The sequence below is a fragment of the Dyadobacter sp. CY327 genome (assembly GCF_021390415.1).
Classification (GTDB): Bacteria; Bacteroidota; Bacteroidia; order Cytophagales; family Spirosomataceae; genus Dyadobacter; species Dyadobacter chenhuakuii.
Window position 1 is genome coordinate 95156 of sequence record NZ_JAJUXJ010000005.1, and the last position, 15786, is coordinate 110941.

The window sequence follows — 15786 nt, forward strand, 5'->3', positions numbered from 1 at the left end:
TGCCTGATCCTTTTCATCAATCTGAATAATCTGTGCCCAATAACAACCGTATTTTGTCAAAAACAACGTTCTTCTGGATTACCGCAATACTAGTTTTTATGACGGGGTCCGGTCTTTGGCTCTGGAACCGTTTTGGCCCGTCTACCAGCCGTGATTATCCTCAGAAAGTAGAAGCATATCCTGTTGCCCAAACAATCGATTCTTCTTCTTCGGCCTGCGACCTGGTGATAAGGCGTTATAAACAGATCGGGAACGAGGTGCAGTTCGAACTTGCTGCCAATGTAGGCGGCCTCTCTCCTTACAATGTTGAAATAACGCAAAAAGGTAAGGTTCAGCAGTTTAAGGAAGTGCCGCATCGCTTGGGCATATGGCTTTCAATCCAACAGCTGGATCTGGAAACGGGCCCGGCTACCATTAAGATCATAAGCTTAGGACAGCCGGGGTGTGAAACCTCGGCTTCTTTTGATTTTGATAAATCGAGAAACGTTGAGATCCTGGATGCAAATAACTGGATCAGGAAGGGAAGTCAGGACAACTGGCTCGATGTTCGCCCGGTTATCGTTAATGGAAAGGTGCATTTGAAAGACTTCGGTAACTATGAAGACGGCCGCACCAAAGTGATCATGATCGATGGCATTGAAGTGAAAGGGCTGGAGAATGGCATCGAAGTGAAGCCCGGTTATTTATACTCCATCACTGCACGCTGGATCGACGCGCCGTATAACGATTGGTGGAACAAAATGCGGAATCGCTCCATACGGCAACAAAATATTTGGGTCTCAGGCAACGCGAAACCGAAAGAGGATACAAAGCTCACTCGGATTGAAATTCCGCAATGGTTCTCTCCTTCGAAAACGATGAATGTGGATTTCGATACAAAATTTCCTGAATTTGAGCCTATTAAGGGAAAGTTGGTGAGTCAGTATCGACTCAATAATTACGTTCCCGACGAGAATTATTTCAAACGCGGCATTACTTTCCTTTACGGCGGCAAGAATACGCCCTACCAGCGGATGCATTACACGGTCACGCCCAACTATTTTGCGGATCGGGATGAAAAATGGTTTTCTACATTATCTAAAACAGATGTGGAAGTGTACGCCGGCGTTCCCAGCTTCGGTTTATATGCCCTGGACTTTGAGTTCTGGAATCAACATTACATTCCGGAAGTTAAGCAGCGGCTTATATGGCTGGTGAAGGCGATCCGTGAACGTAATCCGAACATGTATTTACTGGATTACTGGGGCGGCGGTGCTTACACCAATCCACATATCAACACCATGGGCGGGAAAAGTCCGAAAGAGCTCATGGGCGATTACAATGATCCCAAGCCAAACAATTCCAATTTCGAGCCGTTGCCGAATGGAGAAAGTTTCCATAATATCTTCAATGCGACGCCTATTGACGTGTATCCGAAACCCATGTTCGCCAAAGATGAACAGGGAAACACGCCGAACAATTTTGTGCTTTTATCAGCGGTCCATTCCCTGCGGATCAATAAGCTGATTCCTTATCAAAAGAACAATAAATTCATTTTCTACGGCTGGAACCGCTATATGCCGCTCCACCATGACCCGATTATTCCCTGGAACTTCCAATTGACGGACCCAAAAGGTGAATTGGTCATGAACCAGCTTGAAACCATGCCCGCGAGCCAGGCATTGAGCATGTCGCTATTTTCACTGATCCTGTTTGACGGCTACTATTTATGGCACGACAGCGGCCCGAGCGGTAACGATCCGAATGGATATAAAGTGGGTGGCGACGCCTCTCCCTGGGGATTTGAATGGTATCCTGCCAATGGCAAGACGCCTGTAATGGAAATCGGCAAAAAGCCCCGTGAAGGCGACGCCGCTTATTATTGGGATTACCCTACCGAATTTTATTCGCTTGGAAACTGGATGGCAAAGCAGGTGGAAGACGTAATTGTAGACGGCAAAACCCAGGATCTCGCTTTTCAGCTGAATGGAAATTGGATCGAGCCTAAGAAAGAACAGGTTTTACTGGCCATTGACCGGAAAGAGCCATTTATAACCTCCATTGTAAAAGGAAATCAGATCGTAGTGTTGGGCGTCGATTCGTTCCAATCCCCTACTGCCAGCCGCATGGTAAAAGTGAAGCTGCCGGATGGCTCCGAAACCACTATTGAACTTTATGGAAACTGGCCTTCACTTTACAGAGGCACATTAAAATAGAGTTTCATAAACAAAAAAACAATTGCCGGGGCCTTCAGCCCCCGGCAATTGTTTTTTTGTTTATGAAACTCTGATGTAGCTGCCGAGCCATTTCAAGTGCGACCCGTATTTGTGCATTACTTCCTGCACAGGCGCATCATCCACGTGTCCCAGGAACTCTACCAGAAACCAGGCTCTGAACGTCGACGTTCCTCTTACCGGACGGCTTTCTATTTTCGTGAGGTTAATTCCCCTGTCATTAAAGTCTTTCAAAAACTCGTATAAAACACCCGGACGGTTTGTGTTGGGCAAATTCGCAATGATTGTCGTCTTATCATCATCACTTTTAATGTTCACAAAATCTTTTGCTAAAATCAGAAAGCGTGTCCGGTTCTGGTCGCTGTCTTCAATGTTATCGTAAAGAATCGGAACGCCAAAGAGCCTGGCGGATATCGAAGAGCATATAGCTGCCGAATCGGGTTCCTGTGCTGCCATTTTCGCAGCCTTCGAAGTAGATTCCACCGGGATCAGCTCGATATCCATGCCTTCCAGATACTCGCTGATAAATTTTCCGCATTGCCTGAATGCAATATCCTTGGAGTATATACGCCTGATATTTTTAAGGGAATCGGACTGCGATGCGAATGTGAAATGCACTTGCAGCAACACTTCCGCTACAATAGAGAGATTTTTCTCCCGCAGAAAATCGACTGTTTCAATAACAATTCCTTCCTGGTTATTCTCGATAGGCACAACCCCAAACTTGGCACGCCCCGTTTCTACACTTTCAAATACAGAATGAATGGTAGGCAACACGAGATATTCACTCATCCCACCAAAACGGCTCTCGGCAGCCTGATGCGTAAAACTGCCTTCCGGCCCCAGATAGGAGACTCTTTCGGGCAATTCCAGGTTACGGGAAACCGCGAAGATCTCGAAGAAAATGGCATCAATCGCTTGCCGGGTAAGCAGGCCATCATTGCGTTTTTCAAGCCGGTCGAGGATCTGCTTTTCCCGTTCGGGACGGTAGATGATAGATTGGGACGAACGTTTCAGATCCCCTACTTTTTTGACGAGCTCCATACGCTCGTTCAAAATGCCAAGCAGCTGATCGTCAAGCGCGTCTATTCTGTTCCTTAGGTCTTGTAATTCCACTAAATGGTGATTAATATGTGTCGAAAGGTCCGGTCAGAATTTAAAGACCCGACCTTCCGAATATTACTTTTATGATCTCAAAGATAAACAAAGAGAGTCCTACACTGCCAGTGCAAGTTCTTCAATGTTCTTTTCCGTCTTCAAATTATCAATGATAAATCGCTGACGTTCAGGCGTGTTTTTACCCATGAAATAACTCAATAATTTCTGAATCGAAGTTTCCTTTTGAAGGATAACAGGCTCCACGCGCATATCTTCACCAATAAATTTCCCGAACTCGTCCGGCGATATTTCACCAAGGCCTTTGAAGCGGGTAATCTCAGGTTTATTGCCCAGCTTGTTCACTGCCTGCTGCTTCTCTTCCTCGCTGTAACAATAAATGGTCTCTTTTTTATTCCTAACCCTGAAAAGCGGCGTTTCCAGAACAAAAAGATGCCCGTTCCGGACAAGGTCGGGGAAGAATTGCAGGAAAAACGTCATGAGCAGCAAACGAATGTGCATACCATCCACGTCTGCATCCGTTGCGATCACGATACGGTTGAAACGCAGGTTTTCCACGCCGTTTTCAATATCGAGCGCATGTTGCAGCAAATTAAATTCTTCATTTTCGTAGACAATTTTTTTCGTTAAGCCAAAGCAATTCAGTGGCTTACCCCGTAAACTGAAAACAGCCTGCGTCTGAATGTTCCTGGATTTCGTGATCGAGCCGCTTGCGGAATCTCCTTCCGTAATGAACAATGTGCTTTCGTAACGCAACTCGTTTTTGAGATCCGTTAAATGCAAACGACAGTCTCTCAGCTTTTTATTATGCAAATTTGCCTTCTTAGCACGGTCGTTGGCCAGTTTTTTAATGCCTGCGAGCTCTTTCCGCTCCCGCTCGGACTGTTCGATCCGCTTTTTCAATGCATCCCTTGATTCCGGGTGCATATGCAGGTAATTATCGAGCCTTTCTTTAACAAAATCATTGACGAACGTGCGCACCGTTGTACTATTAGGGTCCGGCGTGATCGTATTTGATCCTAATTTAGTTTTGGTCTGCGACTCAAAAACCGGCTCCTGCACCCGGATCGCCACGGCGGCAATGATGGACGAGCGAACGTCTTCCGGCGCGTAATCCTTGTTAAAGTGCTCTCTCACCGCCTTAACAACAGCTTCCCGAAACGCCGCAAGGTGCGTTCCGCCCTGCGTTGTGTATTGTCCGTTTACAAAAGAATAATACTCTTCCCCATATTGATTACCGTGGGTCATAGCAAATTCAATGTCCTCTCCTTTCAAATGTATGATGGGATAGCGCAACGCCTCCGGATCCGATTTGCTTTGCAGCAGGTCCAACAGCCCATTCTGTGAAATATATTTCTGTCCATTGAAATTAATGGTCAGGCCAGCATTCAGATAGCAGTAATTCCAGATCATATTATCCAGATACTGAGGAATGTAGCGAAAGTTCTTGAAAATCACTCCGTCCGGTTCGAAGGCAATGTGCGTTCCGTTCCGCTGGTTAGTCTGTATTTCTTTGGATTCGTTAACAAGCGCTCCCTGCGCAAATTCAGCGTTTTTGCTCTTCCCGTCGCGGAACGACTGGACTTTAAAATATTGTGAAAGTGCATTCACCGCTTTTGTCCCAACGCCATTCAATCCCACTGATTTCTGAAAAGCCCCGGAATCATATTTTCCACCTGTATTGATCTTTGAAACACAGTCTACAACCTTTCCAAGCGGAATTCCACGGCCATAATCGCGCACCTCCACGCGGTGCTCCGAAATTTTAATTTCTATGGTTTTTCCGTTGCCCATCATATGTTCGTCGATGGAGTTATCGACGATTTCTTTCACCAAAACGTAGATCCCATCATCCACCGAAGATCCGTCGCCAAGCTTACCAATATACATCCCTGGCCTTAATCTGATATGTTCTTTCCAATCGAGTGACCTTATACTATCCTCATCATACTGCACGTTGGTACTTTCCATAAACTATGATCCCTTTGGAGGCTATTATTGATTTTGAATATTGTATTTTAATAATTTAAGACATTTGTCGTTACCCTGTTATAACTTTACACGAAAATAGCTTGGGCACGATTAATAGAAATTCTTTAAAAATAGGAAAAATCTAATTTACTTTGCCATGTTATACACGTCCAAATATTAAATATGCTCATATCCAAAATTCAAAAACACTAGTCTTATACAGAGTTTTAATGAATTGCAGGCATTTCAATAGTACAATATTACTTCATATGAACAGATTCAAATTGGCAAAAAGTTATAAAAGTATACTTCCTTATCTCCTCTGTTTATTAATTTCCTTACCATCCCTGTCCCAGGTAATCCCTCAATCCTTCCCTACCGCTCCGACCGGTATACCACAAGGCAGCAGCACGACCGGGACGCCACGCGGAACAACTGGTAATGCGGGCAATGCAGCGAATCAAGGCAATGCAGGAAACCAGCAAGGAAATCAGTCTGGCCTGAGCAATCAGCAGCAACAGCAGGCAAATCAGCAAAAGGCTAACATTCAACGTGATAACCAGGGAAAAGTCCTCGGCGGTCAGAACGGACAGAACCAGGATGCTGGAAATCAGGGTAAGTTAAACGACTCCACATCTGCCAAACTTCCGCCTGTGGATGCAGAAAAGGAAGCATTTCGTCAGAAGATCTACGGATATTCGCTTTTTGCCAATAAAAGTCTTGATCCTATTCCAAATTTGCAGATCGCAACGCCTACAAACTACATTGTTGGCCCTGGCGATGAGCTTAAAATCTTCATTTACAACTACGCAGAAAGCACTTACGAGGTTACTGTTACCAAGGACGGCTTCATTTCGCTGCTGCGGGTTGGTAACGTATATGTGGCCGGCCGTACAATAGAAGAGGTCCGCAAGATATTAATTGATAAGTTCTCTAAGTTCACGCCTGGCCTCATTGGCAGCGGCGGCGAAACAGCACGCACCAAATTGATGGTAACCCTGGGCGATGTACGCACAGTAAAGGTCTTTGTAACAGGGGAAGTGATCAATCCGGGAACCTATCAGGTGTCCTCATTATCGTCTGCATTCAATGCCCTTTATCAGGCTGGCGGCCCGAACGAAATTGGATCTTTCCGTGATGTTCGTGTCGTGCGTGCCGGTAAGGTTATATCGCATATTGACATCTACGATTACCTTGTTAACGGTAAGATCGACGGTGATATCAGGGTTCAGGATAACGATAATGTTGTTGTTGGTTACTATTTGAAGAGAGCTGAGATCGCAGGAATGGTGAAGCGTCCCGGCATTTACGAATTGAAACCGGAAGAGAAGCTAGGCGATATGCTTCGTTATTCAGGTGGTTTTAATGATAAAGCCTACCGCGCAAGACTTAAAGTACAAAGGATCACTTCAAAAGAACGCAAGATCTTGGATGTTGCGGAGACCAATTATGAATCTTTTGAAATCGTAACAGGTGACTCGGTTAATGTTGAAACCGTGTTAGACCGGTTTGAGAACATTGTAACGGTTGAAGGTGCGGTAATGCGTCCTGGCGATTACGCTTTGGACAACAGCCCGTCATTAAAGCAGCTGATCGAGAATGCGCAGGGCTTGCGAGAAGATGCGTTCGTGGGACGTGTAAGCGTTTTGAGAACACGCCAGGATCTGGTTTTAGAAAGCATTTCTATCAACTATACGGATATTTTAAACAATGTCACGCCTGACCTGATCCTGACCAGGCTGGACAGGGTTATTGTTCCCTCCAAATTTGACATGGCTGAAACGGCTTACGTAAGTGTTAACGGCGAAGTCAATAACACGAAAATCGGTGAAAACGAAGGCAAGTTCCCTTATACCGTGAACATGACGCTGGAAGATCTGCTGGTGCAAGCAGGAGGCCTTAAAGAATCAGCTTATACTTCGGAGATTGAAGTTATCAGAAGAAAAAGAAACAGCATCGCAGGAGCCGCAAACGCACAGATTTCAGAAGTTTTTAAATTTGATGTAGACCGCGACCTTTCACTTAACAGCAAAGGAAGCAACTTTACATTGATGCCTTTTGACCAGGTTACGGTGCGCAAATCCCCGAATTACGTGGAGCAACAAAGCGTGTTCGTGGAAGGTGAAGTGCTTATTGCAGGTCCTTATACCATTGTTAATAAGAACGATAAGATCAGTGATGTTATCAAAAGAGCAGGCGGCTTAACCGAACTGGCATATCCCGAAGGCGCGACGCTGCTGAGAAGAACCTTGGTAAGAGAACTGGACGAGCCAACGGACTTTGATCAGGCGGAACAAACTGAAAAAAGCATTAAATCAGGGACGATTATCGGTGATGTTCCGAACGTAAAAGAAGAGTCAATCGGGATTAAGTTGAAAAACATCCTGAAAAGCCCCGGGTCGTTTGAAGACCTTATCGTTCAGGAAGGTGACATTATCCGGATACCGAAGCGTTTGGAAACAGTTCAGGTTAATGGTTCTGTCCTTTACCCGACAACAGTCAAATATGGCAAAGGAATGGCGTTTTTGGACTACATTTCACAGTCGGGTGGATTCACGACACAGTCATTGAAAAAAAGCTCTTATATCAAATATCCAAATGGAAATGTCGACAGAACACGGAGATTCCTGTTCTTCAATGTATACCCGAAAGTTGAACCTGGCTCCGAAATTTTCGTTCCGCTGAGAGCTGCTCCTGCATTGAATCCGCAGCAGGCACTCCAGACCGCAACGGGTATCTTAGGTTCCGTAATGAGTTTAATTCTAGCAGTCTTGGCTTTCCGATCAATCAACTAATGTCAACAACGACACTACATCCGCAACAACAAGTGCCAGAAGATGAGTTGACCCCGAAAGAGGTTATCGAAAAAGTTCTGGTCGTAAAAACAGCGATTCTCCGTAACTGGAAAATGCTGGTGCTATTGCCTCTCCTTGGTTTTGGGATTGGATATGCTCTGGATACATTCATTGATAAACCGAACATGTACGAAGCTGAGGTAGTTTTTAATCTCGGTACAGGCCAGCAATCGTCGGGTTTCGGCGATATGGCTGGGTTATTGGGGCTGGGAAATGCACCTGATGCTAACATCTTTACCGGTGAAAACTTCTTCTATTTCGTAAAATCCCGCCCGGTTCTGGAAAGAAACCTGATGAAGGAAGTAGAAGTGAACGGTCAAAAAATGATCCTGGCAAACTTCTTCATTGATTCAAGCGGGATCAAGAAAAAGGAATGGGAAGAAATTCCGCAAAATCACAACTTCCATTTCACCAGCCGTGATGTTAAGAAGCTGGATATGAGGTCAAGGAGAATTTTGAACGAGCTGGTTATCAAGGCAGCAGGTTCAACCGAAATTGCTTCGCTCGATCGGAAATCCTCTTTCATCTCACTGTCAACCAGCATGGAAAACGGCACGCTGGCCGGACTTTGGGTGACTAAGCTTCTGGAAACTGTGGAAGAAATGTACACGGAAAACCAAACGCAAAAATCGCGTAAAACATTAAACCTCCTTCAACACCGCGCCGATTCCCTGGCAGCTGTATTGGGCATCGCCGAACACAAGCTTGCACGACAATTGGATTACAGCGCGCAGATCATGCTGCCGGAAGCGAAGATTTCGGCCAACAGCATGGAAAGAAAGTCGTCCTTCCTTCAAACGCTTTACTATGAAGCGATGGGAAGCGCTGAAAAAATGCGTGTTACAATGGTTCGTGAAGCACCGTTATTTACAGAAATTGAAGGCATTAAAGTGCCTTTAGATATCAAAGCAGAAGACAAAAGGAATGCAAAAATAGGCGCGTTGGTGGGCGTAATGCTCGCGCTGATCTTTATCTATTTCAGAACGGTATTTGCAACTCCAACAGTAGTAGTAGTAAAGCAATAAAATGGCATCTCAGCACTCAATTACCATAAAGGCAGGCGGATCCGAAAAGGATTACTGGAAAGATCTCTGGCTCAACAGACAGTTACTCTGGATTTTATCAAAAAGAGACATTTCCGTTCGTTACAAACAAACCCTGCTAGGCGTTGCGTGGAGCGTATTAAGGCCAATTATGACGATGACTGTAATGGTTTTCGTTTTCAGTTATCTTGCTAAAATTAAAAGCGATCCGGGTGTTCCTTACCCGTTGATGGTTTTGAGCGGTCTTACGATCTGGACATTTTTCGCGAATACATTTACGCAGATCAGCAGCAGCATTCTGATCAATTCCAATCTGGTCTCCAAGGTTTACTTCCCCCGCTTACTGATGCCACTGAGCTCGATAGCGGTTGGATTCGTTGACTTTATGATCGCTTTCGGGATATTTTTGATCATGACGATTTTCTTTAAGCACCCCATTAGCTGGAACATCATATTTCTTCCTTGCTTCATTTTACTTACATTTATTACAAGTTTGGGTTTTGGCCTGTTCTTTGCGGTGTTAAATGTACGTTTTCGGGATATCGGTCAGTTAATTCCATTTTTAGTACAAGTTGGAATGTACGCCGTGCCAGTCGCTTACAGCAGCACGCTTGCACAAGGCACATGGTTTGAGAAATATTATAACTTGAATCCGCTGGTTGGTATCATCGATGGTTTTCGCTGGTGCTTACTGGGTGATAAGGCTTATTTCAATCCCCAGAGTCTTTACTCAACAACAATAATTTCCTTTTCGATAATGATATTGTCTTTGATTTATTTCCGTAAAAAAGAAAAAACTTTCGTCGATCATATCTGAAATAATTACCTTTAGGCATGCCTGTAATCGTAGCTGAAAACATCAGCAAGAAATATATTATAGACCATCAACGTAAAAATGGTTCTCCAAGCCTGCGCGACATTGTTTCCGAAAAGGTTGACAAGTTGTTCTCACGCAGGCAGGATAATTCCGACTTTGCCGAGAAAGAAGAGTTTTGGGCATTGCGGGATGTGAACTTTTCCATTGATCAGGGCGACCGCATCGGTATTGTTGGCCATAACGGCGCTGGTAAGTCGACCTTATTGAAAATCCTCAGCCGCATTACAGAACCTACAACAGGCCAGATCAAAATTGACGGTCGTATTGCCAGCTTACTGGAAGTAGGGACCGGTTTTCACCCGGAACTTACCGGCCGTGAAAACATCTTCCTGAACGGTGCCATTTTGGGCATGGCCAAAAGTGAGATCCGGCAATCATTTGACGCCATTGTTGACTTTGCTGGCGTTGAAAAATTTCTGGATACACCTGTTAAAAGATATTCCTCGGGTATGTATGTGCGGCTTGGTTTTGCGATCGCCGCGCACCTTAATCCTGAAATCCTGATCGTGGATGAAGTTTTAGCGGTTGGTGATACAGAATTTCAGAAAAAATGTCTCGGTAAGATGCGTGATGTTTCCGAAAGCGGAAGAACATTGCTTTTTGTGAGCCATAACCTTACCGCCATTCAGGCGCTCTGCAACAAGTCCTTTTATTTTGAAAAAGGAATGTTGATCGATCAGGGTGAAACAACGCATATCGTTACCAATTACCTCAGCAAGGTTTCTCATAAAACCTTGGAAAAGCATTGGGACAACATTGAAAATGCGCCGGGAAATGATCAGGTTCGCGTGAAAAGGTTTAAGCTTTTCCCTGAATACCAGGACGACCTGAACCATATTGACGTTCGTACGCCTATCAATTTTCAATTTGAATTCTGGAATTTGGTAGAAGGCGCGAGCTTGAACCTCAGCATGCATTTGTATACGTTTACAGGTGAGTGTATTTTTAATGTAGGTACACAGGCTGAAACTTTTTCAAAAGGATTGGTAAGCGGCGTGTGTGAGATTCCAGGCCATTTCCTGAATGATGGTTCCTATGTGGTTTCTATGATGATCGTAAAGGACACCAGCACCGTTCTTTACAACATGGAAGAAGCTTTGATTTTTGATATTGAGGATTATCGTGAAAATGTAACCTGGTATGGCAAATGGCCCGGATATATTCGCCCTCAACTTAATTTTTCCATTCGCCAAACTGAACATGTAGTGAATGATTAACGTCACTAAAACCTTTTTACCAGACCAGGAGAAATATCTGCAATATGTTCGGGAAATTTGGGAACGCGGATATCTTACCAATAACGGACCGGTTCTTCAGGAGCTTGAAGCAGAACTAAAAAAATACCTGGGGATAGACCATCTCTATTTTTGCGGAAACGGAACTATCGTCCTTCAAATTGCGATCAAAGCGCTTGAAATCACCGGTGAGGTGATCACAACGCCGTTTTCATACGTGGCAACATCCAATGCAATCCTTTGGGAAAATTGCACGCCCATTTTCGTTGACATTGATTCTCAGACATTCAACATAAATCCGGCACTGATCGAGGCATCCATTACGCCTGCAACGACCGGAATCCTGGCAACGCACGTTTATGGCAATCCATGTGATGTAGAGGCCATTGAAGTGATTGCTAAAAAGCACAATTTGAAAGTGATCTATGATGCCGCTCACGCATTTGGCGTCACATATAAAGGCAAATCTTTGCTGTCCTTCGGAGATCTGAGCACTTGCAGCTTTCATGCGACCAAGGTTTTTCATACAATTGAAGGCGGTGCATTGATTTCCAATCATCCTGAACTTGATAAGAAACTGCACCTTCTGCGCGCATTCGGACATCAGGGCGATGAACATTATCTTTACGCAGGGATCAATGGCAAGAATTCCGAATTCCACGCAGCGATGGGACTGGTCAATCTTCCGCTTGTTAAAGACATTATTGCTGCCCGCAAGGAAGTTTTTGATACTTATGATAGTCTGCTGAATTGGGACGTATTATATAAGCCGGTCATCAGCAAGGACATTGAATACAATTATGCTTATTACCCGGTTGTATTTCCTTCTGAGCAGGTTATGTTCCGCGTTATGGATGCATTGCGTGAGGAAGATGTTATTCCGCGGCGTTATTTTTATCCTTCATTAAACACGCTATCCTTCATGCCGAGGCAAATTGCCTGCCCGGTTTCGGAAGATATCGCGTTAAGAGTGTTAAGTTTGCCTTTATATGTAGGCCTTCCGTATTCGGACATCGAACGGATTTCCCGCATCATTAATGGTCATTTATCACCAGAATAGCATGAGTTTTGTTTACTGGCTTGCGTTCCTGCTGTTTTTATACAGCATCAGTTTTGTTGCTAAAAGGATAGCCCAGCCTTCATTGGCAGAGTGGCTTATCGTTTGTTTCATGCTGTTTGTTGGAAGCATCATTCCCGCAGGTTTCGTACTTTCTGCATTAGATCTTACCGCCCAAACCTGGGCATGGATAGGCGCTACATTTGTTGCGTTGGGCTTGCACTATTTTATTTGGAATTCACTCCTCGCGGCACAGCCCGCCTACTCCATTCGCTCGGTTATTTCCAACCGGACTGAAACTTTCCGTTCGTGGTCCAAAGAGCTGTCTGTTTATCTTAAAACGATATTCTTTTTCATGTTTGGGACCATTGCGGTAATTGCAGTGACCAACTTTATCCTCGTTCTTTTTACAGCGCCGAATGAATGGGATAGCATGACCGGCCATTTAAATCGTGCAATCCGCTACATTCAGCGCGGCACGATGGCACATTTCGGAGGGACGAACTGGAATATGGACACGTATCCCAAAAGCCTTACGACCATTCAGATTTACAGCTATCTGATCAGCGGGAAGATTGAGAATGCATTCAAACTGATTCACCATACTTCTTACTACATCACGCTCGTATGCGTGTTTGGAATTGCGCAGCGCATTGGCAGGAATTTGTCGGCAAGCTTCTTCTGCGCACTGGCTTACGGAATGTTCCTGAACTTCCTGATGCAGGCGGTAACAACAGAAACAGACATTGTTCTGACCGCTTACCTGAGCTGCCTGCTTTACTTCCTTTTCACTTATTACAGCACAAGAAACACCAAATATCTGTACTTGTCGGGGCTTGCATTCGGCATTGTTTTTGGCCATAAAGTAACGTTTGCATTGTTAATGCCATCGGTTTTTGTGATCATGCTTTATACGGTGTTCCTGGCGCCCGACCTGAAAGTGTTTTTCAACCGGTTTATAAAACTGGCCGTCGCGATATTCGTTGCTATGCTCGTTTATACATTCCCGACAGGTTACATTAAAAACATCATGGTCTTCGGGCACCCGATAGGCCCGCCTACTGCATTGAAACATCAGTCCGTGGAGCGTTTTGGATCGTTGCCCAATCTTTTCGAGCAGGGAAGCCGCAATGTGGTCCGGTATACTTATGAGTTTTGTAACCTGGATGGCATCCGCAATGCGCAGTGGGGATATGATTTGAATACATTTATCCGTAAACCGCTTGTCGGTCTTGAAGATAAATTACGCATGCGACTGGACGAAGAAACGGAATACGCGATCGTCCCGTTTTCTTTCCAACGCCGTTTTGATAATTTCAATGCGAACCCTTACTGGGGCGTATTTGGTTTTGCGCTTATATTACCACTGATTTTCTTAACATTAATCCGGGTTTTCCGCTCGCGGGTGCACTGGTTTCTGGCGCTGGCATTTTGTTTGCATTTTGCAGCCATTTCCTACTCTGCCGTTTATGACCCTTTCAAGGGAAGATATTTTATAGAAACAGGGTTATTCGGCGTCCTTTTCCTGTTGCTGTTGTTTTCAAACCATCGTTTATCGATCCTTAAACCACGCAGAAATGTTTGGAAAGGATACATTATGGTTGTTGTAGGACTGGCCTGCGTTTCGGCCGTCATGTCGGTTTATCTGAATATCCGTTGCCTGCCTATTGCGGCTTATGGTTATAAATCAGCGCTTCAAACCGATAGGATTCAATTGCAGACATTTGCTCGTCCCGACATTACAAAGGCTTATCAGACATTTGATTCCATCGTTCCCAAAGACGCAACCGTTGCCTTGGCTACGATCAATGACGACTTTGAATATCCGCTTTATGGCGAAGATCTTTCGCGTAAGCTGGTCACTATCAACCCGTTTGAACAAGGTTTAAAACCGATTCCGAAAGATGCTGACTATCTGTTTTATGCCAAAAGCGTGATCAATGATACCAGCCGCATCAAATCTTTGCCCACAGACATTCGTTTAGGAAGCGATACGACAATCACCAACGTGGCGGTCCGGGGTGAAGATTATTATCTCAGAAAGCTTAAATAGCAATCCATGACCATCGCCATTATGCAGCCCTATATATTTCCATATATAGGCTATTTTCAGCTGATCAACGCCGTTGATAAATTCATTATTTATGATGATGTGAATTTCATTAACAAAGGCTGGATCAATAGAAATAATGTGTTGGTGTCCTCCAAGCCGCATCTTTTTACAATTCCACTGAAAGATGCAAGCCAGAATAAGCTGATCAATGAGGTCGAACTTTCAAGAAGTGAGCCCTGGCAGAAGAAGTTTCTGAAAACCATTCAGCAATTGTATCAAAAAGCCCCCAATTATCACAAGGTTTTTGTTCTGATAGAAGAAATTGTAAATTTAGATGTTCAAACCATATATGAACTAACTTTTCAGGCCCTGAAACGAACCTGTGAGTATATGGAAATCACGACGGAGATTGTCCCCTCGTCCACGATATACCAGAACACACATTTGAAAGGTCAGGATAGGATTCTGGATATCTGTAAGCAGGAAAATGCCAGCCATTACATTAATCCGATTGGAGGAATGGAATTGTATGACAAAGCAAAATTCGAAAAGGAAGGGATAAAACTTGACTTCATTAAAAGTGTTTCGAGCCCTTATCCCCAATTTAAAAATGCTTTCGTACCTTGGCTGTCAATTATAGATATCCTGATGTTTAACGACCCCGCGGACATTAAGGAACATTTAAAGGCTTACGAACTGATTTAAGATGGCTAAGGTTATCGTTTTTGGAATACTCGACACAGCAGAACTGGCACACTATTATCTGACGCACGACTCAGAACATGAAATAGTCGCTTTCACTATCCACAGGAAATACATTCAGGATGAATCTTTTAAAGGGCTGCCTGTTGTGGCCTTTGAAGATGTCGCCACCCTTTTCCCTCCTTCTGACTACGCGTTTTTCGCCCCTATGACCGGCAGAAATATGAACCGGAACAGGGAAGGGATTTACAACGAAGCAAAATCAAAAGGCTACCAATTCATCTCATATATCAGTTCCCACGCCACCATCTTCGACAGGAGCGTTATCGGCGATAACTGCTTTATCCTGGAAGACAACACCATTCAACCTTTTACGACGGTTGGAAATAACGTGGTAATGTGGAGCGGAAATCATATCGGTCACCATGGCCAGATCAAAGACCACGTATTTTTCACTTCCCATGTAGTGCTTTCGGGCCATTGCGTGGTGGAGTCCTATTCTTTCTTTGGCGTCAACAGCACAATTCGTGACTATACAACAATCGCCCAGGGAACCTTGGTAGGTATGGCTTCCGCTATCACCCGTGAAACCGAAGAATGGGGTATCTACATTGGTAACCCAGCGAAAAAAGTGCCTGGCAAGAAAAGTTTTGAGGCTTATTGA

Annotated in this window: 11 protein-coding genes; 9 read left to right on the top strand and 2 right to left on the bottom strand. The window is 44.5% G+C overall.

Features of this window, described 5'->3' with window-relative positions; genetic code table 11:
* Nucleotides 1-98 precede the first annotated feature (98 nt).
* Complete coding sequence (locus tag LZG74_RS13920) at nt 99-2195, top strand: hypothetical protein (protein WP_233797174.1); 2097 nt, start codon at nt 99-101, stop codon at nt 2193-2195.
* Nucleotides 2196-2255: 60 nt separating this feature from the next.
* Here LZG74_RS13920 and pheA read toward each other — a convergent pair whose 3' ends face one another.
* Together pheA and LZG74_RS13930 are read right to left on the bottom strand one after the other, a co-directional pair.
* Complete coding sequence (gene pheA, locus LZG74_RS13925; protein ID WP_233797175.1) at nt 2256-3329, bottom strand: prephenate dehydratase; 1074 nt, start codon at nt 3327-3329, stop codon at nt 2256-2258.
* A gap of 99 nt (nt 3330-3428) precedes the next feature.
* Nucleotides 3429-5300, bottom strand: coding sequence for a DNA topoisomerase IV subunit B (locus tag LZG74_RS13930; protein WP_233797176.1), 1872 nt, complete (start codon nt 5298-5300; stop codon nt 3429-3431).
* Between the two features lie 269 nt (nt 5301-5569).
* On the opposite strand from LZG74_RS13930, the gene LZG74_RS13935 reads away from it, so the two are divergent.
* The 8 genes from LZG74_RS13935 to LZG74_RS13970 are packed head-to-tail and all read left to right on the top strand — an operon-like array spanning nt 5570 to nt 15786.
* Nucleotides 5570-8095 carry an SLBB domain-containing protein gene (locus LZG74_RS13935; RefSeq protein ID WP_233797177.1) on the top strand — a complete coding sequence of 842 codons (2526 nt, stop codon included), beginning with the start codon at nt 5570-5572 and terminating at the stop codon, nt 8093-8095.
* Nucleotides 8095-9180, top strand: coding sequence for a hypothetical protein (locus LZG74_RS13940; RefSeq protein ID WP_233797178.1), 1086 nt, complete (start codon nt 8095-8097; stop codon nt 9178-9180). The genes LZG74_RS13935 and LZG74_RS13940 overlap by 1 nt, the downstream gene beginning before the upstream one ends.
* Before the next feature lies 1 nt (nt 9181).
* Nucleotides 9182-10015, top strand: a complete 834-nt coding sequence (locus tag LZG74_RS13945; RefSeq protein WP_026628319.1) for an ABC transporter permease — start codon at nt 9182-9184, stop codon at nt 10013-10015.
* A 17-nt stretch (nt 10016-10032) separates the two neighbouring features.
* On the top strand, nt 10033-11292 hold the full coding sequence (locus LZG74_RS13950) for an ABC transporter ATP-binding protein (RefSeq protein ID WP_233797179.1): 1260 nt from the start codon (nt 10033-10035) through the stop codon (nt 11290-11292).
* Nucleotides 11285-12370 (top strand): DegT/DnrJ/EryC1/StrS aminotransferase family protein, encoded by a 1086-nt coding sequence (locus LZG74_RS13955; RefSeq protein ID WP_233797180.1) that lies wholly within the window; start codon nt 11285-11287, stop codon nt 12368-12370. Before LZG74_RS13950 ends, LZG74_RS13955 begins: the two co-directional genes overlap by 8 nt.
* 1 nt (nt 12371) lies before the next feature.
* The gene (locus tag LZG74_RS13960) at nt 12372-14420 is read left to right on the top strand and encodes a glycosyltransferase family 39 protein (protein WP_233797181.1); all 2049 of its coding nucleotides are present in this window, start codon (nt 12372-12374) and stop codon (nt 14418-14420) included.
* Between the two features lie 6 nt (nt 14421-14426).
* Entirely contained in the window at nt 14427-15125 is a 699-nt protein-coding gene (locus LZG74_RS13965; RefSeq protein ID WP_233797182.1) for a WbqC family protein, read from the top strand.
* A 1-nt stretch (nt 15126) separates the two neighbouring features.
* The gene (locus tag LZG74_RS13970; RefSeq protein WP_233797183.1) at nt 15127-15786 is read left to right on the top strand and encodes an acetyltransferase; all 660 of its coding nucleotides are present in this window, start codon (nt 15127-15129) and stop codon (nt 15784-15786) included.

Bases quoted from the DNA above. Each gene is read 5' to 3' on its own strand.
- LZG74_RS13920 (WP_233797174.1), top strand. From the start codon at position 99: ATGACGGGGTCCGGTCTTTGGCTCTGGAACCGTTTTGGCCCGTCTACC.
- LZG74_RS13950 (WP_233797179.1), top strand. From the start codon at position 10,033: ATGCCTGTAATCGTAGCTGAAAACATCAGCAAGAAATATATTATAGAC.
- LZG74_RS13955 (WP_233797180.1), top strand. From the start codon at position 11,285: ATGATTAACGTCACTAAAACCTTTTTACCAGACCAGGAGAAATATCTG.
- LZG74_RS13940 (WP_233797178.1), top strand. From the start codon at position 8,095: ATGTCAACAACGACACTACATCCGCAACAACAAGTGCCAGAAGATGAG.
- LZG74_RS13965 (WP_233797182.1), top strand. From the start codon at position 14,427: ATGACCATCGCCATTATGCAGCCCTATATATTTCCATATATAGGCTAT.
- LZG74_RS13945 (WP_026628319.1), top strand. From the start codon at position 9,182: ATGGCATCTCAGCACTCAATTACCATAAAGGCAGGCGGATCCGAAAAG.
- LZG74_RS13935 (WP_233797177.1), top strand. From the start codon at position 5,570: ATGAACAGATTCAAATTGGCAAAAAGTTATAAAAGTATACTTCCTTAT.
- LZG74_RS13970 (WP_233797183.1), top strand. From the start codon at position 15,127: ATGGCTAAGGTTATCGTTTTTGGAATACTCGACACAGCAGAACTGGCA.
- LZG74_RS13930 (WP_233797176.1), bottom strand. From the start codon at position 5,300: ATGGAAAGTACCAACGTGCAGTATGATGAGGATAGTATAAGGTCACTC.
- LZG74_RS13960 (WP_233797181.1), top strand. From the start codon at position 12,372: ATGAGTTTTGTTTACTGGCTTGCGTTCCTGCTGTTTTTATACAGCATC.